Source organism: Streptomyces sp. NPDC060366 (genome assembly GCF_042725135.1).
In the GTDB taxonomy this organism is placed as follows: Bacteria; Actinomycetota; Actinomycetes; order Streptomycetales; family Streptomycetaceae; genus Streptomyces.
Genome location: NZ_JBHXDC010000005.1, coordinates 418,445 through 443,398 on the forward strand (window position 1 = coordinate 418,445; position 24,954 = coordinate 443,398).

The following is a 24,954-nucleotide window of genomic DNA, read 5'->3' on the forward strand; positions in this document are numbered from 1 at the left end:
TCACTCCCATTCATACGGGGAAGCCGCCTGTCAGGCGTGGGGGGCAGGTGAGACATACGAAAGGTGGGCACGCCGAGGAAGCGACCCCACCCTGAACTTAGGTGAGCCTAAGCTAATCCCCGACGGCTGTCGAGTGGACGACCCGGCCCCGGCGCGCACCGACTGGCCTGCCAGCCTGGCCAGTTGCAAACTAAGGTAAGCCTTGCTTAACTACCCTCGGTCATTCCCTGCTCTGAGGAGGAACCCCATGCGGGTCGTCATGTTCGGTTACCAGACCTGGGGGCACCGCACCCTGCAAGCCCTTCTGGAGTCCGAGCACGACGTGGTGCTGGTCGTGACACATCCCAAGAGCGAGCACGCGTACGAAAAGATCTGGAGCGACTCCGTCGCCGACCTCGCCGAGGAGCACGGCGTCCCGGTCCTGATCCGCAACCGCCCCGACGACGACGAGCTGTTCGAGCGCCTCAAGGCGGCCGACCCGGACATCATCGTGGCCAACAACTGGCGGACCTGGATCCCCCCGCGCATCTTCGGCCTCCCCCGTCACGGCACCCTGAACGTCCACGACTCGCTGCTGCCGAAGTACGCAGGCTTCTCCCCGCTGATCTGGGCCCTGATCAACGGCGAGCCCGAAGTGGGCGTCACCGCGCACATGATGGACGACGAACTCGACGCCGGCGACGTCGTGCGCCAGGAGTCGGTTCCGGTGGGGCCGACGGACACCGCCACCGATCTCTTCCACAAGACCGTCGATCTCATCGCACCGGTGACCGTCGGCGCGCTCGGCCTCATCGCGGCCGGGCAGACGGAGTTCACCAAGCAGGACCGCTCGCAGGCGACCTTCTTCCACAAGCGGTCCGTCGAAGACATCCGTATCGACTGGACCTGGCCGGCGGAGGACCTCGAACGCCTGGTCCGCGCCCAGTCCGAGCCGTACCCCAGCGCCTTCACCTTCCACAAGGGCAAGCGGCTCGAGGTCCTCGCCGCGGTGGTGTCCCAGGGCCGCTACGGCGGTACGCCCGGCCGTATCTTCTACCGCGAGGGCGAAGGCGTGGTGATAGTGGCCGGAGCCGACGCCCGCACCGGCCGCAACCACGGCCTGGCCATCACGCGCGTACGGACCGAGGACGGCCGGGAGTTGCCCGCGACGGAGTACTTCACCTCCATGGGCGGCTACTTGACGAACCGCGCCTGACGCACAGCTCCGGTTCGGCGCCGGAGGGCCCGTCAGAAATCGCGACGGCCGAACGTGGCAGACCGATCCCGGCCGGGTACACGGGCGCTGAGACTCCCGGCCGGAGCAGGCGATCCCCGGCGGGAGCGAGCCGGGCGCGCCGGGGTGGCGATGTCAGGGCTCACTCTCCCGGAGGCAGTTCCCGCAGGGGCAGCGCACGGGGCCTGCCAGGGCCGGGGTACGTGGGCCGCGGCGGAGGCGCTGCCACAGTGACGAGACGACGTACTCCACTGATCCGACGACCGCCCGCACGAGATTGCCGGCGCCGTTGAGCCTGATCCAGGCCCCGAGCGCCGCGCTACCGCTGCGCAGCAGCCCGCCCCAGTCGCGGCCGTGGAAGTGGTAGAGGGCCGCCTTGGTCTCGAACAGCACGACGCCGCGCCGGTAGTTGTCGCGCCGGGCCGCCCGTACCGCCCCCGCCAGCACCGCGAGCGCGTCCCTTCGCCATCCCTGCCGCATGAGCAGCGTCGCCACGGCCGAGTCGAGGATCGCCTGCGCCGTGCCGCTCTCGCGTAACTGGACGAAGATCTTCCGCGACTCGCAGAGGTGGTGGTGCGCCTCGTCGAGACTCCCTCCGGCCGTCAGGACCTCACCCAGCCGCAGATGGAGAAAACCGGCGCGCCGGTTGCGCTCGGCCTCGCTGACACACGCGTAGCCCTCTATCCGGATCAGCTGGTCGAGAGCCTCCTGGTGACGGCCGAGAGCACTGAGAATCTTGCCGCTGTAGTGATGCGCCCGTACCGCCGCGCGGTACGCCGTGGTGGGAACGGGATCGCCCGCCGTGGCCAGCGCGGACTGGAAGTGGTGCAGCGCCGCCTTGAGAGACCCCTGGACGTAGTACAGATTGCCGTAGCAGATGTGCAGCTCGGGCAGCCTGTCCGCACAGACGGGGTCGTCGCACAGTCTGCGGCACTCCGCGAGCAGACGGCGGGCCGCGCGGTACTCGCAGACGTCGATGTGAAGCTGAGCCAGCATCAGCCCGACCTCCACCGTGTCCCGGTCGCCGGCACAGACGAGCCGGGCCGCCTCGAGCGCCTCCCTGCGGGCGTCTCGGCCGTCGTCCTGGCGTGAGTAGTACGACGCCCTGGCCACGTGCAGCGGCCAGGTGGCCAGACCGGCCGCCTCCACCAGCGGCATGCTCCGGTCGATGGCGGTGATGAGGTCGTGGCCGTCGAACCGGTCACCGTGCTCGCCCGCGCTGACGGACACCTGGGTGAGCCGCGTCAGGAAGTGGGCGAGCCGGAGGCTGTCCACCTCGACGCCGTAACACATCACGTTGTCGAGGACGGTCACGGCGTCCTTCAGCTGTGTGTCCGACACCTCGCGGCCGGCCTCCACCTGCTCCAGGGCTCTGCCGAACGACCGCCGGACGGTGGCGAGCCACAGGTCCGGGCGCTCACCGCAGTAACCGGCCCTCGACGTCACGAACTCACTGTGCCAGGTGCGGTGTCAGGTCTGGGCTTGGTGTATTCGTACAACAGGCTGTGGATGGAGTGCTCCTCGTTGAGCCGGGACGCCTGCACCAGCTCCAGATCGTGCCCGCACCGCAGAGCCCGCCGGAACTCGCCGTCCGGCAGCCCGCTGAGTTCCATGAGCTCGCCCCTGGCGACCCTGTCCCCGCGCCGCTTGGCGCAGAACGCGGCCATGAGGCTGTGGGCCGCCTCGGCCCCCGCGATGAGGTCGAACTCCCCCAGCGAACGGTCGAACAGATGGGCCTTGATACGCGTGGCCAGTCCCTCGCCGCCGTCCGGCACCCGGCTTTCCAGAGCCGTCAGTTCATCGATGACCTCATGCAGGGGCATCCCCGTCGAGAGGTAGCGCCGGATGGCCAGCCTCATCAGATACGGGTTCCCTTCGGTGATCCGCACGATGGGGGTGAAGGTGGTCCCCGTCGCTTCGGCGAGCTCCGGGTCGTCGGCCCCCACATGCCGGATGAACGCGACGGCGGCCTCCTGACCGAGTCCGTTCACCGACTGCTCCTTGATGGCGTGGTCGGGATCGTGGACCACACCGCGACTGGTGACCAGCAGCTTGTGCGGCCGTTCGAAACCGGCCCGGCGCAGCCCGTCGACGATGGCCGTGGCCTGGCTCGCCACCTCCAGGTTGTCCACGACCGCGAGCACGCGCCGCTGTTCACCCGCAGCCCGGAGCGCCACCCGCAGCTCCGCTTCCCATCCGCGTCTGTCGGGGCCGAGCGTCACGCCGAGCTGCGCGGCGAGATCGAACAGGGCTTCCCACAGGCCCGGTTCATGAGCGCCGCCGCGGACGGTGGTCCATACGATCCGCTCGAAGATCCCTTCCCGCGCGGCGCGCCGTGCGGCTTCGTACGCCATCGTCGTCTTGCCGACGCCGCCGACACCGCGGACGTTGACGACCCACGGGCCCGTCGCGCCGGCCAGATCCCTGAGCAGTCGGTCGACAGCCGGCCCGATGCCGAACAGACCGTTCTCGTCGTGATCCACCATGGCTCGTGAGTGCCAGTCGCCCGACCCGGCGACATCGGACTCCGCTCCCCGCGTCGTCGCACGGCCGGGCCGGGGCGCCGCCCCGACCTCTTCGTCGGACGTACGTGCCCCGGTGTCGCTGTCGGTCGGTGTCAGCAGCAGGCGCTTGAGGGCCGTGTAGGAGCGGTGGCCCGGCGAGTCCGGGCGGATGATGCCGAAGTGGTCACCGGGAAGTATCCCGGTGTCGGGGAACAGACTCCGCGCGGAGGCCGGCGTCACGATCCCGTCGCTCTCGCCGGCGAACGCGGTGACCGGCAGGGGGCAGGAGTTCGCGGTCACGGACCGGGCGTGCACGACGCGGCTGAGGACCGTGCGTTGCGCCTCGGTGACCGCGGCGTGGATCGGGCGTAACTGCCGTTCCTGCGCGTGCCTGCGGCGCCACAGGGCGCGCCGCAGCGTCAGCGCCAGCTCCGAGCCGGAGTTGGGACAGGCGAACATCACGACCCGGCTGATCCGGGCGAGTTCCGTTCCCCGGCCTTCATGGAGCATCCGGGCCAGATAGCGCTGCACCACCAGTCCCCCCTGGCTGTGGGAAACGAGCACCAGCCGCTCGTATCCGCCTCCCTCCACTTCGAGGAAACCGCCGAGGCTGTCCGCGACATCGTCGAAGGACGGGATACGGCGCAGGGGGCTGAAGGAGGCGACCGGGGAGACGTAGCCGAACGGCAGCGTGTCGATGTGCGCGAGATCGCGGTCCTGGGCGATCAGCGTTTCGAAGGGGGACCATGTCCTGGGCGAGGAGAAGAGTCCGTGAACGAGTACGGCCCCGACTTCTCTGACCGGCCTGATGTCCAGGGGCACCCAGGCCCTCCTCGTTCATCACGAATGACGCCGTCTCAACCGCAGGGTGCAAGGCTACGTCAACGCCGAACGCCGCTGCGGGTCGCGCGCCCGGCATGTTCGGCAAAGGTTCAGCCGGAGTAGGACTGTTCCGTGAGCAACTCGGCCAGGTTGTCGGCGAATTCGGTGAGCCGGTCCAGCTCCGGTCCGCTGCGGGCGACGCGGAAGCCGTGACGGCGGCCCCAGAACGCGGTCTGGACGGCATGGAATTGGGCCCAGCGCCGAACGCGCGTGCGGTCGAGCTCGGCGGCCTCGGAGAAGATGTCCAGGACGCGGTTGACCGCCTTGCCCAGGTCGTCCGCTTCGAGAAGCGTCAGCGCGCGTGATTTGAGCAGGGTGCCGCCGTCGTAAGCGGGGTCTCCCGCGTACCCCTTGGGGTCGACGGCGAGCCAGGGCTCACGGTCCGCACGCAGGATGTTCCTGGCATGGAGGTCGCCATGGACGAGGGTGTCCGGCTGGACGCGGCCCAACTCGCGAACGGTGGCCGCGGCGGCGTCCACCACACGACGCGACGGAGCGGGGGCCAACTCCTGCGCGTCCTTGCGCAGTTGTCCTTCCCAGGAGTCCACCCGCTCACGCAGCCGGGGCAGGCCGGGCGGCGCGGGGACGGCCAGCCGGCGATTGAGCCGCCCCGCGACCCTCACGACCTCGTCACCGTCTTCGACCTCCGCCAAGGTCGACGTCCGGACCCGTTCGAGCAGCATCGCGAAACGCGCGTCATCGCGCGCGTGCAGCAGAACGGCCCCGCGCCCGCCCCAAGCCGCGAACGCGTCCGGCTCATGCACGTTGCCGGAGTGCGGAAACGACACCTTCACCACGGCGGTCGCCTCGTCCCGCCACCGCACCGGGACGATGACCCCGACACCCCCGTGCATGACCTCGCCGTCCGGCACACACCCCCAACGCCCCAGGATCTCGTCCACGATCCCGGGCAACTCGCCGAGCCACGCGGCTCCGGCCCCTCCCTCACGCGCGACGGTGCTCCGCGCGAACGCCTCTGGTACGTCGATCATCCGGGCACCTTACGCGCTGCCGCGAGGCAGAGACGGTACGCATGGGGCGCCGGGGTGCGGGGATCTTCGCGGTGCCGGGAGTGACAACTAACGTTGCTCCCCATGACAGCCACCACGACCGACATCACAGCGGAATTGATTCGGGATCTGCTGCGCGAGCAGCACCCCGACCTGGCGGATCACCCTTTGGAACTCGGAGCGCGTGGCTGGGACAACCAGGTGTGGCGGCTCGGCGACGACCTCGCCGTCCGGTTGCCGTGGGCGACGGAGTCCGCGGACACGCTGCTACGCAAGGAACACGCCTGGCTGCCCGTCCTCGCCCCGCGCCTTCCGCTGCGGGTCCCCGTCCCGCAGCGCCTCGGTGAGCCCTCGGAACGGTTTCCGCGGCCCTGGCTCGTCACCACCTGGGTACCGGGCGAGCCTGCCGACCGCGCCCCCGCGACGCGCGCCGCGGACGCGGCCGACGCCTTGGCCGCCTTCCTCGTGGCCCTTCACCGCCCCGCCCCCGACGAGGCGCCCACGGGCCGGCACCGCGGGGGCCCACTGGCCGAAACCGCCGAACACTTCACTCGGGAGCTCGCCTCCGCCACCGAACTGGGCCTGATCCGCGACCCGGACGCCGTCCGCACGATCTGGGAGGACGCCGCCGCCGCGCCCGAATGGGCAGGCCCACGTCTCTGGCTCCATGGCGACCTGCATCCGGCCAATGTCCTGACCACGGACGGCACCTTCTCCGGCGTGATCGACTTCGGCGACCTGTTCGCGGGCGACCCCGCGTACGACCTCGCCGCCGCGTGGATCCTGCTGCCGGACGGCGCCGCCGACCGCTTCCAGGACGCCTACCGGCCCACCCCGGACGCCGCGACCCTGCGCCGCGCCCGCGGCTGGGCGGTGCTGCGCGCCCTCACCGGCATCCACATCGGAGAGGCCGGCGTCCACGGCCGCCCGGGAGGCAAACCCACCTGGGGCCCACCCGCCCAGGCCTCGCTACGACGCCTGACCGCACCGCTCCCCCAGTGATCAAGAGCTCTGACCGGTCGGCGGACACGTCACTCCTTCTCCGCCGCGAACAGCGCTTCGGTGATCATGCGGGTGGCGAAGTCCGGGTCGTCGGTCATGCGGTTGATGTGCTCCGCGAGGAGAAAGGCGGTGGCTTCCAGCGGGGTCAGCTCCTCCGGTGTCCAGTATCCGTACTGTTTGCGCCACAGGTTCGGGCTCAGGCCGGTTCCCGCGGCGACCACCAGGCCGGCCATGGTGGGGATGACCTCGGGGCGGATGCTCTTGGGCATCCTTCGCATCGTCGCCACGAGGTTGGGCACCACGCACTCGATGACGTCCCTGTCGTGATCCTCGTAGGCCAGCCGCAGCCACTTCATGAACATGAAGATGACCGTGCACGCACCGTCCAGCACCTCATCGGCACCGCCAGGGCCGAGGGACGCGGCGAACTGCTTCGTCAGCGCCTGCTGTTCGGGGTCGATCTCGGTCCTGTCGTCGTGAACGCTCTTGAGCCGGGAGTCGATCATCATGAGCGCCGCGCCCACATCGCCGGCCGGAGCGTACTTGGGGTCGCAGGGCGATGACACGGGATTCCTCCTCAACCGACCGCGCCGCGTAGTGCGGCGCATCCGTAGAGTAGATGCCCGATCGGGCGGAAGTCCGACGAATCGGTACGGACAGCCCTGACTAGGCTTTGCGGGCGAGCAGTTGAACTCCCTTGAACTGCCGCCGATCCGTGGGCTGAGGCTCGCGGACCATCCGGGCCACCTCGGACAGCCCGGACTCGCGCAGCATCTCGGCGAGGTGATCGGGCCACCACCGATAGGCCGGCGCGACCGCGTGATCGAAGACCTGCGTCGGGTGAGACGGATCCTCGCTCGCCGAAAAGCCGATCAGAAGGTGGCCACCAGGCGCCAGCACACGATGGAACTCCGCCAGGATGACGGGGAGTTCCCGCGGCGGAGTGTGAATGACGGACCACCGCGAGAGTACGCCGCCCAGCACGCCGTCGGCGATGTCCAACGCGGTCATCGAGCCCACGTCGAACCGCAGGCCCGGATGGGCCTGCCGAGCCAACTTGATCATCACTGGAGAGGCATCGACACCGAACGCCGCCAGCCCCAACTCGCCCAGATGAGCGGTGACATGACCGGGCCCGCAACCCAGGTCCGCGACCTGACCGTCCCCACTCGCGCCTACGACCTCGGCGAAGACGCCCAGGATCGCGCGGTCGAGGGGACTGTCACGCAGCGAGTCGCTGAACAGCTGCTCATAGGTGACGGCAGCAGCGTCGTAAGCCTCGCGGGTGGCACTGAGGGCATCGTGTTCGACCATGCTCGCGACAGTAGTTCCTGGCGGCACGGGCACCCGCACGGTCGGCTGAGACTCGGACCCTCGGCCGATCCGGTGACGTCACGGCTCAGGTTTCGCCCGGCTGGCCCGCGCGGTGAAGAGACGGTCGGGGCCGCCCGGAGGAGATAGTCGGTGGGACGGGCACGCCCGTCGGGCCGAGAAGAGGGAATGAGCCATGCCTGAGAACGAGCCGGACGGCTCCGACCTGTCCCGCGCCGCAGGCGCCTCCGGAGCCGGCCCGCACGGTCACACCCGCGGCGAGCCGCGAGCCAGGCACACCCCGACCGCGTTGAACAAGTGGTGGACGCTGACCGCCGTATGCCTGGGCACGTTCATGCTGCTGCTGGACATCACCATCGTGAACGTGGCACTGCCCGACATCCAGCGGTCACTGCACGCCAGCTTCTCGGACCTCCAGTGGGTCGTCGACGCCTACTCCCTCACCCTGGCCTCCCTGCTGCTCACCGCGGGCAGCCTCGCCGACATGTACGGCCGCAAGAAGCTCTATGTGATCGGTCTGACGATCTTCAGTCTCGCGTCGCTGCTCTGCGGCCTCGCCGACAGTTCGCTGATGCTGCAACTCTCCCGGGGCATCCAGGGAGTCGGCGGCTCCATCATGTTCTCGGTCTCACTCGCTCTGCTGGCGGATGCCTTCCGCGGCAAGGACCGCGGCGTCGCCTTCGGGATCTGGGGCACGATCACCGGTCTGGCGGTGGCCATCGGACCACTGCTCGGCGGTGTGCTCACCACTGGCCTGTCCTGGGAGTGGATCTTCTACGTCAACCTGCCCATCGGCGCGATCGCCGTCGCGATCACCCTGGTCAAGGTCGCCGAGTCCCGGCAGCCCGGCGCCCGCCACCCCGACTGGCCGGGCTTCGTACTCTTCACCGCCGCCCTGTCGAGCCTGGTGTACGCGCTCATCCAGTCCAGTCACGATTCGTTCTCCGACCCCGTCGTCATCGCGTGCCTGGCCGCGGCGGTCGTACTGATGTCCGCCTTCGTGGTGGTCGAGTTGCGAACCGCTCAGGCGATGTTCGACCTGTCGCTCTTCCGGAAGCCGACCTTCACCGGCGGCCTGGTGGCGGCCTTCGGTCTCAGCGCCTCGATCCTGTCGATGCTGCTCTACCTGGTGCTCTACCTCCAGGACGTACTCGGGTACAGCGCCCTGGGCGCGGGCGTACGGCTGTTGCTGATCTCCGCCGGCATCCTGGTGGTGTCCACGATCTCGGGACGGCTTTCCTCAAGGATGCCGGTGCGGTTTCTGATCGGACCCGGTCTGCTTCTGATCGGCGGCGGGCTGTTGTGGATGCGCGGCCTCAACGCCTCCAGCGATTGGACCCATCTGATTCCCGGCATGATCATGTCGGGGGCGGGTCTCGGCCTGGTCAATCCACCGCTGGCATCGACCGCCGTCGGTGTCGTCCAGCCCGCCCACGCCGGCATGGCCTCGGGCATCAACTCGACGTTCCGTCAGATCGGCATCGCCACCGGCATCGCGCTGCTCGGCACCCTGTTCTCCAGCAAGATCAAGTCCTATGTGACCGACCACATCGGGGCCATCCCCGGCGTCGGGGATTTCGGCCCGCAGATCTCCACCGCCGTCCAGTCCGGCACGGTCACCCAGGCTCTCGGCTCCCTCCCGCCCGAGGTCCGCGCCCCGGTCAAACATCTCGCCACGGCGGCCTTCACCTCGGGCCTCAACGAGATCCTCCTCGTCGCCGCGCTCATCGCCCTCGTCGCCGGTGTGGTCTCCCTCGCCGCTATCCGCACCAAGGACTTCGCCCAGCCACCCTCGTAGCAGTACGGGGGGGGGACCGCTCACCGGAGGGTCAGAGCCGGGTGGCCGTGCGGATCAGGCCGGCGAGGGGGAGGGAGCGGCTGTGCGCCGGCCAGGCGATGTGGGTGACGACCGGGGGTGCGTCGGTCACGGGGACGGCGGTGTGTTCGGACCACAGCCAGGCGCGGGCGGAGTCGGGGAAGACGGCCGCGGTGCGTCCGAGGGCGATCAGCTGGGCCAGCTGCGTCTGGTCGTGGATCTCGGGGCCCGGGCCGGGGGTGTACGTGCCGTGGCGGGGCCAGCGGGCGAGCGGAAGGTCGGGGATGTCGCTGACGTCGGCCAGGGACAGGGTCTTGCGCGCGGCGAGGGGGTGCACGGCGGGCAGGATGGCGATCTGCCCCTCGGTCAGCAGCTCCTCGCTGTCGAACCCGGCGAGGGAGTTGAACGGCGCGTGCATGAGCGCCACATCGGCGCGGCCGTCGCGCAGCATCTCTTCCTGCTCACACATTCCGCTGGGCAGCACCTCGATCTCTGCCGCGTCGGGCTCGGCCGCGTAGGCGTGGAGCAGCTTCTGCAGCAGTTCATGAGACGCGGCGGCCTTCACCGCCAGCACCAGGCGATTGCGCGAGCCACTTGGACTGTCGGCGCCGCCGGCGCGACGGGTGCGGCGAGCGGCAGCGGTGGTCGCGTCGAGGGCGGCGCGCCCCTCGTGCAGCAGCACGTCTCCGGCGCCGGTCAGGGAGACGCCGCGGCGGTCGCGTTCCAGCAGGGAGACACCGAGGCGCCGCTCGAGCTGCTGGATCGCCCGGGACAGCGGTGGCTGGGCCATGCCGAGGCGCTCGGCGGCGCGGCCGAAGTGCAGCTCCTCGGCGACGGCCATGAAGTACCTGAGCTCGCGGGTCTCCAAGGTTTCCACAGCCAGACCGTACCTCAGTGATACCCACCGGGTATGACAGAGCATCGTATCGGTGTTGGATGCGCCCCTCGTCCGCGAGCGAACATCAGCGGCATGAGCGAAACGAAGCTCGCGCTGGTGACCGGCGCGAACAAGGGAATCGGGTACGAGATCGCGACCGGGCTGGGCGCCCTCGGGTACCGCGTGGGCGTGGGAGCCCGCGACGAGGCCCGGCGCGAGTCCGCCGTCGAGAAGCTGCGCGCCGCCGGGGTGGACGCGTTCGGGGTGCCGCTGGACGTGACCAGCGATCAGAGCGTCACCGATGCCGTGGAACTGATCGAACGCCGGGCCGGGCGCCTGGACGCCCTGGTCAACAACGCCGGTATCTCGGGAGAAATGGGTCCGGGATGGGGGCAGGACCCGACCACGCTCGACCTCGACGTGGTCCGCACGGTCGTGGAGACCAACGTCTTCGGTGTCATACGGGTGACCAACGCGATGCTGCCGCTGCTGCGGCGCTCGACGTCGCCGCGCATCGTCAACGTCTCCAGTTCCGTCGGCTCCCTGACCAGGCAGGCGGACCCGGACATCGAGATCGGCCCCGTCATGGCGGCCTACGCGCCGTCGAAGTCGTATCTGAACGCCGTGACCGTGCAGTACGCCCGGCAGTTCGCCGGTTCGAACATCCTGGTCAACGCCGCCTGTCCGGGCCTGGTCGCGACCGACTTCACCGGTTTCCTCGGGCCTCGCACTCCTGAGCAGGGCGCGGCCACGGCGATCCGGCTCGCCACGCTGCCGGACGGCGGGCCGAGCGGTTCGTTCTTCGAGGACGACGGCGTCATCCCCTGGTGACCCACGGCCCGGCTCCCGGTGTGTCCCGGGATCCGGGCCTCGGCCCCCGGCCCCGGGCAGCGGTACGCAACGTCAGACGTCGACTCGGACGTCAGGCGGCGGCCTGCGGACCGCGGACGGGGGCGTCATCCGGCGGGTCCGGCTACCAGCCGGCCTTCACCCCGTTGTAGGCCTTGCGGCAGTCGGCGTTGGTCGCCTCCACAGAGAGCTTCTGCATGACGTTCTGCCAGACCTTCTTCGCCACCTTCTCCAACTGCCGTGTCTCGGCGGGGACGTTCGGGGCGTACTTCTTGATCGTCGCGATGGCGGAGGTGGTGAACTTGTTGCACACCGGTCCGGCGGCGTTGCGGTAGCGGGTGTCCAGGTCCGTGGCCACCGCCTGGCCGTTCTTGGTGGCCCAGCTGTTCCAGGCCGCGCACGCCTTCTCGGTGAATGCCGCCTGGTCGGCCTCGCTCAGGCCCCCGACCTCGTCCAGGGTGCCGCTCTGGACCTTGTCGGGAACCGTGAAGTCCACGACGGGGAACTTGTCGAGCGTGGTGAGCAGCGCTTCCTGACACGCGGGCGGCAGCGGAGCCGCCTGCGCGGAGGCGGGGAAGACCACGGTGGAGGTGGCCACGAGAGCCACGGTGAGGACCGTGCTCCGGACGGTACGCGAAAGGGTCATGGGGGATCGTGCTCCTTGCGTGAGGAATGTGGTGGCGGGGCGGCGAATCAACGCCCGGTTGCAGAACGATCACCGGCTCCCGCAGGTCACGGCGGCCGTCTGGCCGAACGGGGGTGACCCGCCGGTCAGTTGGGTCGTACGCGCTGCGCGCCCGCGCCGGGCTCCGGCGCGGGCGCGTTCACACCGGGACGGGAACCGGAACCGGGCACGGAGCGGTCCTGGGTGCGTCGCTTCCGTTCCGGTGGAAGCGCGTCGCGGGTACGCCGGCGGAAGACCATGAACCCGGCCAGCGCCGCCCCGAGGAGCCAGAGCAGCTGGATCGCGAGGCCCCGGGCCACCGGCGCGGTGGAGAAGGCCGCGGACATGCTGGCCTGTACGGCTCCGTACGACGGCAGGAACCGCACGACGGCGCTGTCCGACCCGGAACTCGACAGGGGGTTCTGGAGAGCGACGTCGAGAATGCTGATCATCAGGATGGCGAACATGCCCTCCACCTCACGGCGGAGCACCGAGCCGAAGACCACGCCCAGCGCGCCGTAGGTCAGGGCCGCGCAGAACAGCGCGGCGGCGAGCATGAGGGGCTGTCGGGGGGACCATGCGAAGCCGGCGGCGGCCGTGGCGTAGGCCGCGACGGCGGCGCAGACCAGGGTGAGCGCGGAGAGCTTGGCGAGGACGAGGTGGTGACGCGGGTACCCCGCCATGGCCAGGCGCCGGTCGAAGGCACCGCCCGTGAAGGTGGCGGCGAACATCATGAACCCGGCGATCAGGGTGACCGCGTTCAGCGCGCCGGTGATCTGGGTGAGGTGATTGCCGGGCGGCGTCAGGACCTCGCCCGTGGCCGCCATCCTGAACGGCGCGGGCCGGTCGGGAATGGTCACGTACGCCAGGGCGATCCACACGGGGATGTACACCACCACCAGCAGCATCGCGAAGCGGTTGCGGGCGTGCCCGATCAGCGCGTACCGGGAGGCCGTGACGAACAGGGACCAGTGCCGCCTCATGCCGCCGCCTCCGAGCACCGGTCCCGGAGGTGGAGGCGTCCGTCCTCCAGGCGCCACAGCTGGTCCAGCCGTTCGACGTCGTACGCCAGGTGCGAGACGACCAGCACCGAGCGCCCGGCGTCGCGCAGCCTCGTCGCCAGCTCCCAGAAGCGCAGGTACGTCTCCCAGTCGAAGCCCTGGTAGGGCTCGTCGAGCAGCAGGACGTCCGGGTCGTGCATGAGCGCGAGGGTCAGGTTCAGCTTCTGCCGTGAGCCGCCGCTGAGCAGCCCGGCGCGCTGGTCGAGGTACTCGGTGAAGGCCAGGGTCTCCATCACTTCCTCTGCTCGCCGCAGGTCGGCCAGCCCGAAGGCGTGCCGGAAGAAGTCCAGGTGCTGGCGGACGGTGAAGGAGTCGTCCAGGACCACGGACTGCGGGCAGTAACCGAACCTGCCGCCGTGGTGCACCGAGCCCCGGTCCGGCCGGAGTTCACCGGCGAGGATCCTCAGCAGTGTCGTCTTGCCGGCGCCGTTCTCCCCGACGATCCCGGCGAGGACCCCGGGCCGCAGCCGGAGGTCGACGCCCCGTAGAACGGCGCGCTGCCGGTAGGAGTGGTGCACATCTGCGACGTCCATCGCGCTGCTCCGTCGTGCCAGGTATTCCGGATGGCCACGGAAGCGGTCACATGTCTTCCGATGGGCGGCGGAACCGGTCCGCCCGTGCCCAACGAGCAGGCGGCGCAACGGAAACGGCGCCAGGAGCGGTCCCGTTCCGCGACGTCGATCCGGCGTCGACCCGGCACACACCGCGTCACACGTGCGACGGCTCTGACATCTGACGCCGCGCGTTCACAGCGGCGCGGAGGTTGAATCCAGTTCGTGCACGGCCCGCTCCCACAGTTCCGGAAGCGACTCCCCCAGCGGAAGGGCGCGATCGGCCACGAAGGACGTCTCGGCCCAGTTGCCGAAGAACGACAGGCCCACTCCGAAGAGGTGTCCGGGTACGAGCAGCGGGAGCAGGGCGACGCCCGTCACCCGGCCGTCCCCCAGGCTTCCCTTGTCGGCGACCGGCATGGACGTGGCCATGACGTCGGTGACGCGCGGGGAGAGCATCCTTCGCATGTACCACTCGGTCGGGCGGTCCGGCATGTGGCGGACCAGGTCCTGAATGGCCTGCCGCCAGGTCTCGCCCCGCAGTTTCCGGGTCGTGGCCATGACGTGCTCCAGCCGCCACAGGGGCGAGTCGCCGTCCCCGGATCCCGCCCCGTGTTCCGGGGCGGTGCGCACGGGCAGTTCCAGCGGCAGGGCGAAGCAGCGGTTGCCCCACGTCTGTTCCTCGTCCGGGCGACGTGCGTCAACGGGCAGCAGCGCCTTCACCCGGGGAAGCGGTACGCCGGACCGGGCCGACCAGGCCGACAACGCCCCGGCCAGCGCGGCCAGATGGACGTCGTGTGCCGAGCCGCCGTGGGCCTCGGCGATCCGGCGGAGGGTGTCCGCCGGTACGCGGCCCCGCGACAGCCGCCGCTCTCCCGTCGGGACGAAGGAGACAGCCGGACGGCGGCCGCGGACGGCGAGGGAGCCGGCCACGAACCTCGTGGTCAGCCCGACCGCCGTGCCCACCCGTCGGGGCAGACCGGCCGGCCGGCCCTTCCCCGGCACCGGGCGGGCCGAGGGCTCCCCCTCGCCCAGCATGGACCGGAAGGTCATCGCGGCGGCCGAACCGTCCTGGCAGGCGTGGTGGAAGCGGTAGCACACGGCGTACTCGTCGGGCACATGGCCGTGGACCAGCCAGATCCCCCAGTAGGTGCCGGGCGCGAAGGGCGCGTCGAGCGCGGTGTGCAGGGCGGTGTCCCATCCTTCGGGGCCCTTCGCGACCACCTCGTGGACGTGCCGGTCGACGGTGAAGTCCGCGTCCGGCCGCCAACTGGGGCGCCGTGAGCCGCCCTCGATCCGGCTTGTGAGCAGGGGCAGCCGGCGCAGGCGTGAGCCCACGTACGCGCGGAAGTCCGCCAGGCCCGGGGGCGGACCGCTCAGGTACGCGACACCGCCGGCGTCCCAGCGGACGTCGGGGTGACGGCGCTGCATGCCGAGGAACGCGCGGTCGACCGAGTGGGCGGGGTGGCTCGGGGAGGGAACGGACCGGGCTGACGGATCGGACACGGGCATCGGGTTGGCTCCAGTTCGTACCGAGGGGCGGGGACGCGCCACCCCGCCGGTAGGGCCGCCGACCGGAAGCGCGCGCCGTCCGCGACGGCCGCCGACCAGTGCACGTCCACGGCGCCGCCGAACGCGTCACCGGCCTGCGTAAGTACGGTTTATATCCGGCCGCAGTGAGCGGCCGTACCCACCCGCGGGCCCCGAAGTGCGCGCTCGCCTCCTCCTCCACCGCAACCGCCTGCCGGCCACCGCCCGCGAGGTCACCCGAAAGGGGGACGGTCCTCCGCGCGGCCCGCTCGGCACCGACTGTCTCCGCCGCGTACGTACGGCCGGGCGCCCCGGCCCGCGGCGGGGACCACCGGTCACGGTGTGGGTACTGCATTCGGGTGAGCCGGTGGGATCGAGGGCTCCATCGCCGTCCACCGTCTGACACTGTGTGCCGTGCGCCAGTGGTCCTCAAGCCCGGCAGAGGGCCTGCGCAGCCCGCGGCGGGGCCGGAGGAACCGGACGATCGGCGGACGCCCGTCGCCGGGTCGGCCGGACAAGTCAGGCCGCGCGCACCGCGACCGCCGGTGTCATGCCGCGTCATGAACGGCCGGCCGCATCCCGCCTCGCCGGCCGCCGCGACGGCCCCGGCGTTCACAGCCCTCGCACACAGTCGTGTTCCTGTCCCTTTTCGGAGCCCTTGGAGCCAAGGTCATGCACGTCGCCCTCACCGGCGCCACCGGATTCCTCGGGCTGCGCCTGCTGCGCCGTCTGCTCGACACGCACCGGTCGGTGACGGTCCTGGTCCACGCGGGGTCCGGTGACGCGCTGCGCCGCATCACCCGGTTCTTCGCACTGACCGGCGTGCCCGAGGCATCTCTCGCCGAACTCCCCGGCCGGCTACGGGTGGTGGAGACGGAGTTGGAGCGACCCCGACTGGGGCTGTCCAGACGCGTGTTCCAGGAGCTGGCCGACGGCCTCGGCGCGATCTGGCACAGCGCGGGCAGCATCAACCTGGCAGGAAACCTCCCCGAGTTGCGGCGGACCAACGTCGAAGGCACCCGGCATGTACTGGAGTTGGCCGCCGCCGGACGGGAGAGACCCGTGGTCCACCACGTGAGTACCGCTTTCGTCGCCGGGAGCCGGCGTGAGGGGGTGGCGTACGAGGACGAGCTGGACGACACGTACGGCTTCGAGAACGCCTACGAACGCTCCAAGTACGAGGCGGAGGTGCTGATCCACGCGTGGTCGCGGGAGCACCGCCGCCCGGTCGTGGTGCTGCGGCCGAGCATCCTCGTCACGGACCTGCCGCCGGACCTGGAACTGCCCTCGCATCCGTTTCAGGTCGTCGAGCGGATCCTGCGCGACGCGCGGCGCACCGCCGATCCGGGCGGCCGTTCCCGCGTCCGGTTGGTGGGTCGTCCGGACGGCCGGCTGAACCTGATGCAGGTGGAGCACGCGGCCGAGGTCATGGTGCGGCTGGCTGGCCGGACCCCTTCGGGCGGAGTCGACACGTACCACGTCGTCCACGACCGCGACGTCCCCGTCCCGACGATCGCGGCCCTGCTGGAACGGCTGGCCGAGTTGTCGATCGATCTGGTCGCCGAGAGGCCTGACGACCCGTCGGCGCTGGAGGCGCTGGTGGACTGCTACCCGGGTCTGACGACCTATCTGAACCACCGGCGGCGCTTCGACGACACCCGGGTCCGGGCCCTGTTCGGATCGTCGGCGGCCTCGGACCGGGTGGACCTCGACTACCTGTGGTCCGGCCTGGTCCCGACGGGCCCGGTTCCCGTCGGGAGCCCGGTCCCGAGTGGCCCGGTTCCCGGCGGGCCGTCGCCCACCACCGCACTCCCGTCCGCCCGGCGCATCTGACCCGCCGGTACGTCCGCCCCGCACATCTCCTCTCCCGCTGGAGCCTCTCCGTGTCCGTCCTCTCCGCTCCCGTCGCCCCCGCCGTGCCTCCGCCGGTCTTCTCCCCCGAGGAGATCGCCGTCAGGGCCCGACGGATCCGGGAACCCGTACACATCGTCAGCGGGCCGAGCGGCCGTGAACTGGGTCTCGCGGCCGGTCCCTTACCCGCCGTCCCGGTGCTCGGGACGCTGCCGCCGCTGTACCCCGAGTGGCTCGGCGGGCGCACCTTCTGCGAGGCGCACGGCGTCCGGTTCCCTTATGTGGCGGGCGAGATGGCGAACGGCATCGCCACCACCCGGATGGTGTCCGCGATGGCCCGGGCGGAGATGCTCGGGTTCTTCGGCGCAGGCGGCCTGGCGTACGCCGACGTTGAGCGGGACGTGCACGCGCTGGCCGGGGAGCTGCGGTCCCGTTCCAACTGGGGCGTGAACCTCATCCACTCACCGGCCGAACCCGCGCTGGAGTTCCGCGTCGCCGAGCTCCTGCTGCGCTGCGGTGTGCCCCGGATCTCGGCGTCGGCGTACATGGAGCTCACCCCGGCGGTCGTGCTGTGCTCGGCCCGGGGACTTCGACGCGGCACCGACGGCTCGATCGTCCGGCGCACGCGGATGCTCGCCAAGATCTCCCGGCCCGAGGTCGCCGAGAGGTTTCTCTCGCCCGCCCCGGCCGAGCTGCTGGACCTGCTCGTAGGCCAGGGGAAGCTGACTCCTCAGGAGGCCGCGCTGGCGGCCCTGGTGCCGGTGGCCGAGGACATCACCGTGGAGGCCGACAGCGGAGGTCACACCGACAACCGGCCGTTGTCGGTCCTGCTGCCGAGGATGGCCCTGCTGCGCGACGCGCTGTGCCACCGGTTCGGCTACCGCCGACCGGTCAGGATCGGCGCGGCCGGCGGACTTGGTACGCCGGCCGCGGTGGGCGCCGCCTTCGCCCTCGGCGCGTCCTACGTCGTCATCGGATCGGTGAACCAGACCGCCGTCGAGGCGGGCCTGTCCGACGAGGCCAAGGCGATGCTCTGCGAGGCGGATGTCGCCGATGTCGCCATGGCACCGGCGGCGGACATGTTCGAGCTGGGTGTCACGCTCCAAGTCCTGTCCCGGGGCACGATGTTCGCCCAGCGGGCCGGCAGGCTCCACGCGGTCTACCGGGCGCACGGTTCGCTGGAGGAGATCCCGCCCGCGGTGCGCGCCGCGATCGAACGGGACGTGCTGCGCGCCTCGTTCGACGAGGTCTGGCAGCACACGCGCGCGTTCTGGGAGCGGCGCGATCCCTCGGAGATCGCGCGTGCGGAGGCCGATCCCAAGCACCGTATGGCGCTGATCTTCCGCTGGTACCTGGGCAGTTCCAGCCGGTGGGCGATCACCGGCGAGGCGGCCCGGCGTACCGACTACCAGATCTGGTGCGGCCCGGCGACGGGCGCGTTCAACCGCTGGGTCGCCGGCACGTTCCTGGCCGAACCGCAGAACCGGTCCGTGGTGCAGATCGCGCTCAACCTGCTCGAGGGCGCCGCGGTGCTCACCCGCGCCCATCAACTGCGCACGTATGGAGTTCCGTTGCCGTCCGAGGCCTTCGTCTACACCCCGCGCGGGCTGGCGTGAGCGGCTCCGGCGCCCCGGAGGCGTCAACGGCAGTCGTCCGGCTCGACATTGATGAGGTGTCAGCCAATGCCCGAGGGCAGGTGCCCGTCGCCGTGGTCGGTGTCGGCGCCATGGTGCCCGGCGCGACGGACGCGGCCGGCTACTGGCGGATCCTGACCGGCGGACGCGACCTGATCACCGAAGTACCCTCCAGCCGCTGGCTGGTGACGGACCATTACGACCCCGACCCGGCCGCCCCCGACAAGACGTACGCCCGCCGTGGCGCCTTCCTTCCGGAGGTGGACTTCGACCCGCTGGCGTACGGGGTGCCGCCCGCCAACCTGGCGTCGACCGACACCTCCCAACTGCTCGCTCTGATGGTCGCCGACCAGGTGCTGACCGACGCCGGCGGACTGCCGGGCATGGACCGGGACCGGGTCGGCGTCGTCCTCGGCGCGGCCTCCCTGGAACTGCTCCCGCACATGTACGGGCGCGCGCATCGCCCGGTGTGGCTGAAGGCGCTGCGGGAGAGCGGTCTCGCCGAGGCCGAGGCGCAGGCCCTGTGCGACCGCATCTCGGCTCACTTCAGCCCGTGGCGGGAGTCGACCTTCCCCGGCCTGCTCGGCAATGTCGTCGCGGGCCGGATCGCCAACCGGTTCGACCTGCACGGCACCAACCACACCACCGACGCCGCCTGTGCGAGCTCCCTGGCGGCGCTGTCCACGGCGGTCGGTGAACTGGCGCTCGGGCGGGCCGACCTGGTGATCAGCGGCGGTGTCGACACCGGGAACGACATCGGCATGTTCCTGTGCTTCTCCAAGACGCCCGCGCTCTCCCGCACCGGTGACTGCCGACCGTTCTCGGACGCGGCGGACGGCACGATGCTCGGCGAAGCGGTCGTCATGTACGCACTGAAGCGGCTGTCCGACGCGGAGCGGGACGGCGACCGGATCCACGCGGTGATCCGGGGCATCGGCACCTCGTCCGACGGCAGGAGTACGGCGATCTACGCGCCGCTTCCCGACGGCCAGGCACGGGCTCTGCGACGCGCCTACGATGAGGCGGGCTACGGTCCGCGGACGGTGGAGCTGGTCGAGGCCCACGGGACCGGCACGCAGGCCGGGGACACCGCCGAACTGGCCGCGCTGCGCGAGGTGTTCGAGGCGTCGGGAAGCGACGACGGTCAGTGGTGCGCGATCGGCTCGGTCAAGTCGCAGATCGGCCACACCAAGTGCGCTGCGGGCGCGGCGGGACTGCTCAAGGCGGTCATGGCCCTGCACCACAAGGTGCTTCCGCCGACCATCAAGGTCGACCGGCCGACGCCGGCCGCCGCCGCCCCGGACGGCCCGTTCTACGTCAACACCGAGGCCCGGCCGTGGGTGCGGCCCGCCGGTCATCCGCGCCGGGCATCGGTGTCGAGCTTCGGCTTCGGGGGCAGCAACTTCCACGTCACGCTGGAGGAGTACGTGCCGTCGGGCACCCCCGCCCGGGTGCCGCCGCGCCATCGCTCCGCGCCGAGCGAACTCGTCCTGTTCAGCGGCGCGTCGCCGTCCGGCCTGGTGCCGCCGGAGACGTACGGCGACCGCCCGCTGGCCGCGCTCGCCCGGGAGAGCCACAGCGCGTTCTCGCCCACCGATCCGGTGCGGCTGGCCGTCGTCGCCACGGACATCGAGGATCTGAGGGAGAAGTACGCGCGGGCGCTCACGCTGATCCGGCAGCGGCCCGGCGCGGCGTTCTCTACACCGAACGGTGTCCGGTACGCGTGCGGGGATCCCGTGCCCGGCCGTCTCGCGTTCCTGTTTCCGGGGCAGGGATCCCAGTACGTCGGGATGGGCGCAGGCCTGGCGATGCTGTCACCGGCCGCCCAGGCCGTGTGGGACCGGCTGGGTGGCGCCGGCTTCGGCGGGCGGCCCCTGCACCGGCTGGTGTTCCCGCCGCCCGCCTTCGCCGACGAGGAACGAGCGGCGCAGGCCGCGCGGCTGGCCGCCACCGAGTGGGCGCAGCCCGCGCTCGCGGTGCACGCGCTCGCCTCGCTGGCCGTACTGCGAGGGCTGGGGCTGCGACCGGACTGCGTGGCGGGCCACAGTTTCGGTGAGCTGGTGGCGCTGCACTGCGCGGGCGCCCTGGACGCCGAAGCGCTGGTCGCTCTGGCCCGCAGGCGCGGCGAGCTGATGCGGGACGCGGCCGGCGTACCGGGCGCGATGCTGGCCGTGGCGGCGGACCGCGAGCGGGTGCGGGCGGTGCTGGCCGGTGGCGAGCTCGGCGACATCTGGCCCGCCAATCTCAACTCCCCGCTCCAGGTGGTGCTTTCGGGTACGGAGGAGGCAGTCGCGCGCGCCGGGAAGGCGTTCGCGGCCGAGGGTGTCGGCACACACCGGCTGACCACTTCGACCGCTTTCCACAGCCCGCTGGTCGCCCCCGCCGGTGAGCCGCTCGCCGCGTTCCTGCGCACGGTCCCGCTGACGGAGCCCCGGATCGAGGTGTACGGCAACGCGGACGCGCGACCGTACCCGTCGTCGCCCGACGCGGTACGCCGCCGGATCGCCGGCCACCTGGCCTCACCTGTGCTCTTCCAGGACCAGATCGAGGCGATGTACGCGGCGGGGGTGCGGACCTTCGTGGAGGTCGGCGCGGGCGCCGTGCTGACCGGCCTGGTCGGACAGATCCTGGGTGACCGCGAGCACGCGGCGATCCCCCTGGACCGGGCGGACCGGTCCGGGGTCGGCGCCCTGCACACCGCGCTCGGTGAACTCGCCGTACGCGGTGTGCCGTTGGACTTCGATTCCCTCTGGGCGCCGTACGCCGCGCCCGAAACCTCAGTGAAGGAGCGCAAGCCCCGGATGACCGTGCAGATCAGCGGAGCCAACTACGGTCAGCTCTACCCGCCCCGCGCGGAAGCCGCCGCACCGCAGCAGCCGCCCGTGCCCGCGCCGGAACGCCACGCGCTCCCCGTCCACACTCCGGAACCGCCGGCCTACGGGACGGCGCCCGCCCCGGAACCGGAGCCCGCGTACGGAGCCGAGGCCCCGCACGATCCCGTGGCCGTGTACGACCCCGTCGCCGCGTACGGAACCGAGCCCGCGTACGGAACCGAGCCCGCGTACGGAACCGAGCCCGATGCCGCCCTCGGCTCCGAGTGGTACGCCGCGGTGGAGAGCGTCCAGCGGCAGACGGCGGAGGCCCACGCGGCCTGCCAACGCATGCTGACCGAGAGCCATATGGCGTTTCTGCGGATGACCGAGACCACCCTGGCCGCGATGCTCGGGGCACACGGCGTCGGCGCCGTGCCCGACGCCCCGGCCCTCACGGCACCGCTGCCGCTCCCCCGTCCTGCGGCACCTCTGCGTGCCCCGGTCTCCGCGACACCGCCCCCGGCGGCGGTCGGGGTTCCCGCGACCGTGCCCGCCGTCGTAACCGCCGCGCCCCGCGAGGCGCCGTCGCCCGCACCGGTCGCCACCGAGGAACGGGACCCGGCCGCCGTCCCGGTGGCCCCATCGGCACCGGCAGCCGAAGCCACGCCTCTGTCGCCACCGGAACTGGAGGAACTGCTGCTCTCGGTGGTGGCCCAACTCACCGGCTACCCGGCTCAGATGCTCAACGTGGACATGGAGTTGGAGTCGGATCTGGGAGTCGACTCGATCAAGCGCGTCGAGATCCTGTCGGCCGTACGCCGGACGGTGGGCGACGTGGCGACGGGAGACATCGGGCAGCTCGGCAAGCTCCGTACGCTGCGCGAGATCGTCGAGGCGCTCACCGCGACCGGCCGGACACCGCAAGCCCCGGCGCCGGATTCCCCGGCCGTGACCGGGCGCCCCGCCGCCCTGGAGATCCCCGCCGTCGCGGAGGTCCCCACCGTCCCCGAGATTCCCGCCATGCGTACGGGGACCGGGCACACGACGGCGCTGACCAGGCTGGTGCCGCGCGCGGTTCAGTCACCGGCGTCCGGTCTGGCGACGGCGGGGCTCCTGGACGGGCCGCTCGTGGTGGCGGGCGGGGGCGCCGACGGCGACGGGATCACCGCCCTCGTCGTGCGGAAGCTGGCGGAGCTCGGCGTGGACGCCACCGCCGTGGCGGAGGTGCCCGCGGACGCGCGCTCGGTCATGCACCTCGGCGGACTGACCGGGGACGGCTCCCCGGACCATGCGCGGGAGGTCCACCGGTCGGTGTTCCACGCGGCGCGCGCGGTGGCGGCACAGGCCGCCGAACAGGGCGGGCTGTTCGTCACCGTGCAGGACACCGGAGGCGACTTCGGGCTGGAGGGCCGCGCGCCCGACCGCGCGTGGCTGGGCGGCGTCGCCGCTCTGACCAGGACCGCCGCGAAGGAGTGGCCGGGGGTCTCGGTCAAGGCCGTCGACTGCGAGCGGGGCGGCCGGAGCGACGAGGACGTCGCCGAGGCGATCGTGCGGGAACTGCTGGAAGGCGGCCCCGACCCGGAGGCGGGTCTTCGCGCGGACGGCACCCGCACCGTCCCGCGGACGGTACCGGCGCCGGTGGTGCCCGGCAGCACCCGGCGGATCACGTCGGAGTCGGTGATCGTGGCCACCGGAGGGGCCCGCGGGGTGACCGCCGCCGCGCTGCTGGACCTGGCCAGGACCCACCGTCCGCGGATCGCGCTGCTCGGCAGGACGGCGACGGCTCCCGAGCCCGCGGGGCTCGCGTCGGCCGCCGACGAACCGGCGCTCACGCGTCTGCTCGCCGAGCGGTCGACCGGGGGCGCGGAGGACTCCTCGCCCGCCCGAATCGCGGCGCGGGCCCGGGAGATCCTGGCCGCGCGCGAGGTACGGGCGACGCTGGCGGCGCTGGAGGCGGCGGGCTCCCCCGTCCGGTACGTCCAGGTGGACGTCCGCGACGGCGACGCCGTCGCCGCCGCTCTGCGCGATGTACGTGAGGTGTGGGGGCCGGTCACCGGAATCGTGCACGGTGCGGGAGTACTGGCCGACAAGTGGATCGCCGACAAGACCGACGCGCAGGTCGAGCGGGTGATGTCCACCAAGGTGGACGGTCTGCGCGCGCTGCTGGCCGCGACGGCGGACGATCCGCTGGACGTGATCTGTCTGTTCTCCTCGGTGGCCGCCGTGTTCGGCAACGCGGGGCAGAGCGACTACGCCATGGCCAACGAGGTCCTGGGTCAGGTTGCGTCGGCGGAGCAGGCCCGCCGCCCCGGCGCTCTGGTGCGGTGCGTGGCCTGGGGGCCGTGGCACGGCGGCATGGTCACCCCCGCGCTGGCAGGGCATTTCGGCCGGTCCGGGGTTCCGCTGATCCCTCTGGAGCAGGGGGCGGCCGCTTTCACCGCCGAGCTGGACGGCACAGCCGGTGAGGCCCGTGTCGTCCTGGTGGCCGGGGACGATCCGGCGGCCCTGTCCCCGGCGGGCGATCCGCGTCCGGCGCAGTTGCTGGTGCGGGCGGACACTCTGCCGCAGTTGGCCGACCACGCGCTCACCGGGGTTCCGGTGCTGCCCGTGGCGATGGTCCTGAACTGGTTCGCGGGGGCGGCCGGCGCCTGGCTGCCGGATGCCGGTTCACTCGTCCTGCGCGATCTGAGGGTGTATCAGAAGTGCACCCTGCCCGAGCTGGGCGGCCGAGGGCACCGGCTCACCGTGCACGGCAGCCGGGGCGCGGCCGGTTCGTCGACGGGGCTGGAGGCGGAGCTGCGCGGGGAGAGCGGGGTGGCGCACTTCCGGGCCGTACTGGACACGGGGGCCGAGGTACCTGATCCGGCCGCGTGGGGCAGCCCGGACGGCCTCAAGCCGCTGGACCGCACGGAGTTGTACGACGGGGAGTGCCTCTTCCACGGCCCCCGCTTCCGCTCCGTCCGCGCGCCGCACGGTGTCTCGGAGCACGGGGCCGAGGCGATCGTCGCGGGCGTGCGCGTCCTGGACTGGCCGGGTGAGCGCTGGCCGCTCGACCCGGCCGCCGTCGACGGCGCGCTCCAACTCGCCCTGGTCTGGGCGCGGGAGGTACTCGACGCGGCGACTCTGCCGATGGCCGTCGCGGAGTGCCGGGTGTACCGGCGCGGTCCAGTGGACGGCACGGTGCGGTGTGTGCTGCGAGGCCGGAAGGTTCACAGCACGGGGGCGCGCTGCGATGTGGCGCTGATCGACGCCGACGGAGCCGTCCGTCTGGAACTGCTCGGCGTGGAACTCGTCCGACGCCCCTCCTGAGCCCGTCCGCTCCTGAGCCCCCGGCCCGTTCCGACCGGCCCCGCCCTGCTCCGCCC

General features: G+C 71.6%; 17 protein-coding genes. 7 read left to right on the forward strand and 10 right to left on the reverse strand.

What is annotated here, in order from left to right; all coding sequences use genetic code 11:
• Positions 1-247: 247 nt before the first annotated feature.
• The gene (locus ACFWHU_RS16720; protein WP_385792617.1) at positions 248-1,195 is read left to right on the forward strand and encodes a methionyl-tRNA formyltransferase; all 948 of its coding nucleotides are present in this window, start codon (positions 248-250) and stop codon (positions 1,193-1,195) included.
• 153 nt (positions 1,196-1,348) lie between these two features.
• Here the strand turns inward: ACFWHU_RS16720 and ACFWHU_RS16725 are convergent, their stop codons facing one another.
• The 3 genes from ACFWHU_RS16725 to ACFWHU_RS16735 all read right to left on the reverse strand — a co-directional run bounded on the left by ACFWHU_RS16725 (position 1,349) and on the right by ACFWHU_RS16735 (position 5,591).
• Positions 1,349-2,659, reverse strand: a complete 1,311-nt coding sequence (locus ACFWHU_RS16725; protein ID WP_385792618.1) for a tetratricopeptide repeat protein — start codon at positions 2,657-2,659, stop codon at positions 1,349-1,351.
• Entirely contained in the window at positions 2,656-4,539 is a 1,884-nt protein-coding gene (locus ACFWHU_RS16730) for an alpha/beta fold hydrolase (protein ID WP_385792619.1), read from the reverse strand. Before ACFWHU_RS16730 ends, ACFWHU_RS16725 begins: the two co-directional genes overlap by 4 nt.
• A 110-nt stretch (positions 4,540-4,649) precedes the next feature.
• The gene (locus tag ACFWHU_RS16735) at positions 4,650-5,591 is read right to left on the reverse strand and encodes an aminoglycoside phosphotransferase family protein (protein ID WP_385792620.1); all 942 of its coding nucleotides are present in this window, start codon (positions 5,589-5,591) and stop codon (positions 4,650-4,652) included.
• Positions 5,592-5,693: 102 nt separating this feature from the next.
• Between ACFWHU_RS16735 and ACFWHU_RS16740 the strand changes: the two genes are divergently transcribed.
• The gene (locus ACFWHU_RS16740; protein WP_387225381.1) at positions 5,694-6,611 is read left to right on the forward strand and encodes an aminoglycoside phosphotransferase family protein; all 918 of its coding nucleotides are present in this window, start codon (positions 5,694-5,696) and stop codon (positions 6,609-6,611) included.
• A 29-nt stretch (positions 6,612-6,640) separates the two neighbouring features.
• On the opposite strand, the gene ACFWHU_RS16745 is transcribed toward ACFWHU_RS16740, so the two are convergent.
• Both ACFWHU_RS16745 and ACFWHU_RS16750 read right to left on the reverse strand, forming a co-directional pair.
• Entirely contained in the window at positions 6,641-7,177 is a 537-nt protein-coding gene (locus ACFWHU_RS16745; protein WP_387225382.1) for a hypothetical protein, read from the reverse strand.
• 100 nt (positions 7,178-7,277) lie between these two features.
• Positions 7,278-7,925 carry a methyltransferase domain-containing protein gene (locus ACFWHU_RS16750; protein WP_385792623.1) on the reverse strand — a complete coding sequence of 216 codons (648 nt, stop codon included), beginning with the start codon at positions 7,923-7,925 and terminating at the stop codon, positions 7,278-7,280.
• 193 nt (positions 7,926-8,118) lie between these two features.
• On the opposite strand from ACFWHU_RS16750, the gene ACFWHU_RS16755 reads away from it, so the two are divergent.
• Positions 8,119-9,741, forward strand: coding sequence for an MFS transporter (locus ACFWHU_RS16755; protein ID WP_387225383.1), 1,623 nt, complete (start codon positions 8,119-8,121; stop codon positions 9,739-9,741).
• A 31-nt stretch (positions 9,742-9,772) separates the two neighbouring features.
• Here ACFWHU_RS16755 and ACFWHU_RS16760 read toward each other — a convergent pair whose 3' ends face one another.
• Entirely contained in the window at positions 9,773-10,636 is an 864-nt protein-coding gene (locus tag ACFWHU_RS16760; protein WP_385792625.1) for a LysR family transcriptional regulator, read from the reverse strand.
• Positions 10,637-10,729: 93 nt separating this feature from the next.
• On the opposite strand from ACFWHU_RS16760, the gene ACFWHU_RS16765 reads away from it, so the two are divergent.
• Positions 10,730-11,467, forward strand: coding sequence for an SDR family oxidoreductase (locus tag ACFWHU_RS16765; RefSeq protein WP_387225384.1), 738 nt, complete (start codon positions 10,730-10,732; stop codon positions 11,465-11,467).
• Between the two features lie 142 nt (positions 11,468-11,609).
• Here the strand turns inward: ACFWHU_RS16765 and ACFWHU_RS16770 are convergent, their stop codons facing one another.
• The 4 genes from ACFWHU_RS16770 to ACFWHU_RS16785 all read right to left on the reverse strand — a co-directional run bounded on the left by ACFWHU_RS16770 (position 11,610) and on the right by ACFWHU_RS16785 (position 15,273).
• Positions 11,610-12,131 carry a hypothetical protein gene (locus tag ACFWHU_RS16770; protein ID WP_387225385.1) on the reverse strand — a complete coding sequence of 174 codons (522 nt, stop codon included), beginning with the start codon at positions 12,129-12,131 and terminating at the stop codon, positions 11,610-11,612.
• 125 nt (positions 12,132-12,256) lie between these two features.
• Entirely contained in the window at positions 12,257-13,132 is an 876-nt protein-coding gene (locus tag ACFWHU_RS16775; protein WP_387225386.1) for an ABC transporter permease, read from the reverse strand.
• A complete protein-coding gene (locus tag ACFWHU_RS16780; RefSeq protein ID WP_387225387.1) occupies positions 13,129-13,743 on the reverse strand; it encodes an ABC transporter ATP-binding protein in 615 nt (204 codons plus the stop codon). Before ACFWHU_RS16780 ends, ACFWHU_RS16775 begins: the two co-directional genes overlap by 4 nt.
• 213 nt (positions 13,744-13,956) lie before the next feature.
• A complete protein-coding gene (locus ACFWHU_RS16785; protein WP_387225388.1) occupies positions 13,957-15,273 on the reverse strand; it encodes a wax ester/triacylglycerol synthase domain-containing protein in 1,317 nt (438 codons plus the stop codon).
• 690 nt (positions 15,274-15,963) lie between these two features.
• Between ACFWHU_RS16785 and ACFWHU_RS16790 the strand changes: the two genes are divergently transcribed.
• The 3 genes from ACFWHU_RS16790 (at position 15,964) to ACFWHU_RS16800 (ending at position 24,898) form a co-directional block, all read left to right on the forward strand.
• On the forward strand, positions 15,964-17,124 hold the full coding sequence (locus ACFWHU_RS16790; RefSeq protein ID WP_387225389.1) for an SDR family oxidoreductase: 1,161 nt from the start codon (positions 15,964-15,966) through the stop codon (positions 17,122-17,124).
• Between the two features lie 50 nt (positions 17,125-17,174).
• The gene (locus ACFWHU_RS16795) at positions 17,175-18,758 is read left to right on the forward strand and encodes a PfaD family polyunsaturated fatty acid/polyketide biosynthesis protein (RefSeq protein ID WP_387225390.1); all 1,584 of its coding nucleotides are present in this window, start codon (positions 17,175-17,177) and stop codon (positions 18,756-18,758) included.
• Positions 18,759-18,868: 110 nt separating this feature from the next.
• Positions 18,869-24,898 (forward strand): SDR family oxidoreductase, encoded by a 6,030-nt coding sequence (locus ACFWHU_RS16800; RefSeq protein ID WP_387225408.1) that lies wholly within the window; start codon positions 18,869-18,871, stop codon positions 24,896-24,898.
• Positions 24,899-24,954: the final 56 nt, after the last annotated feature.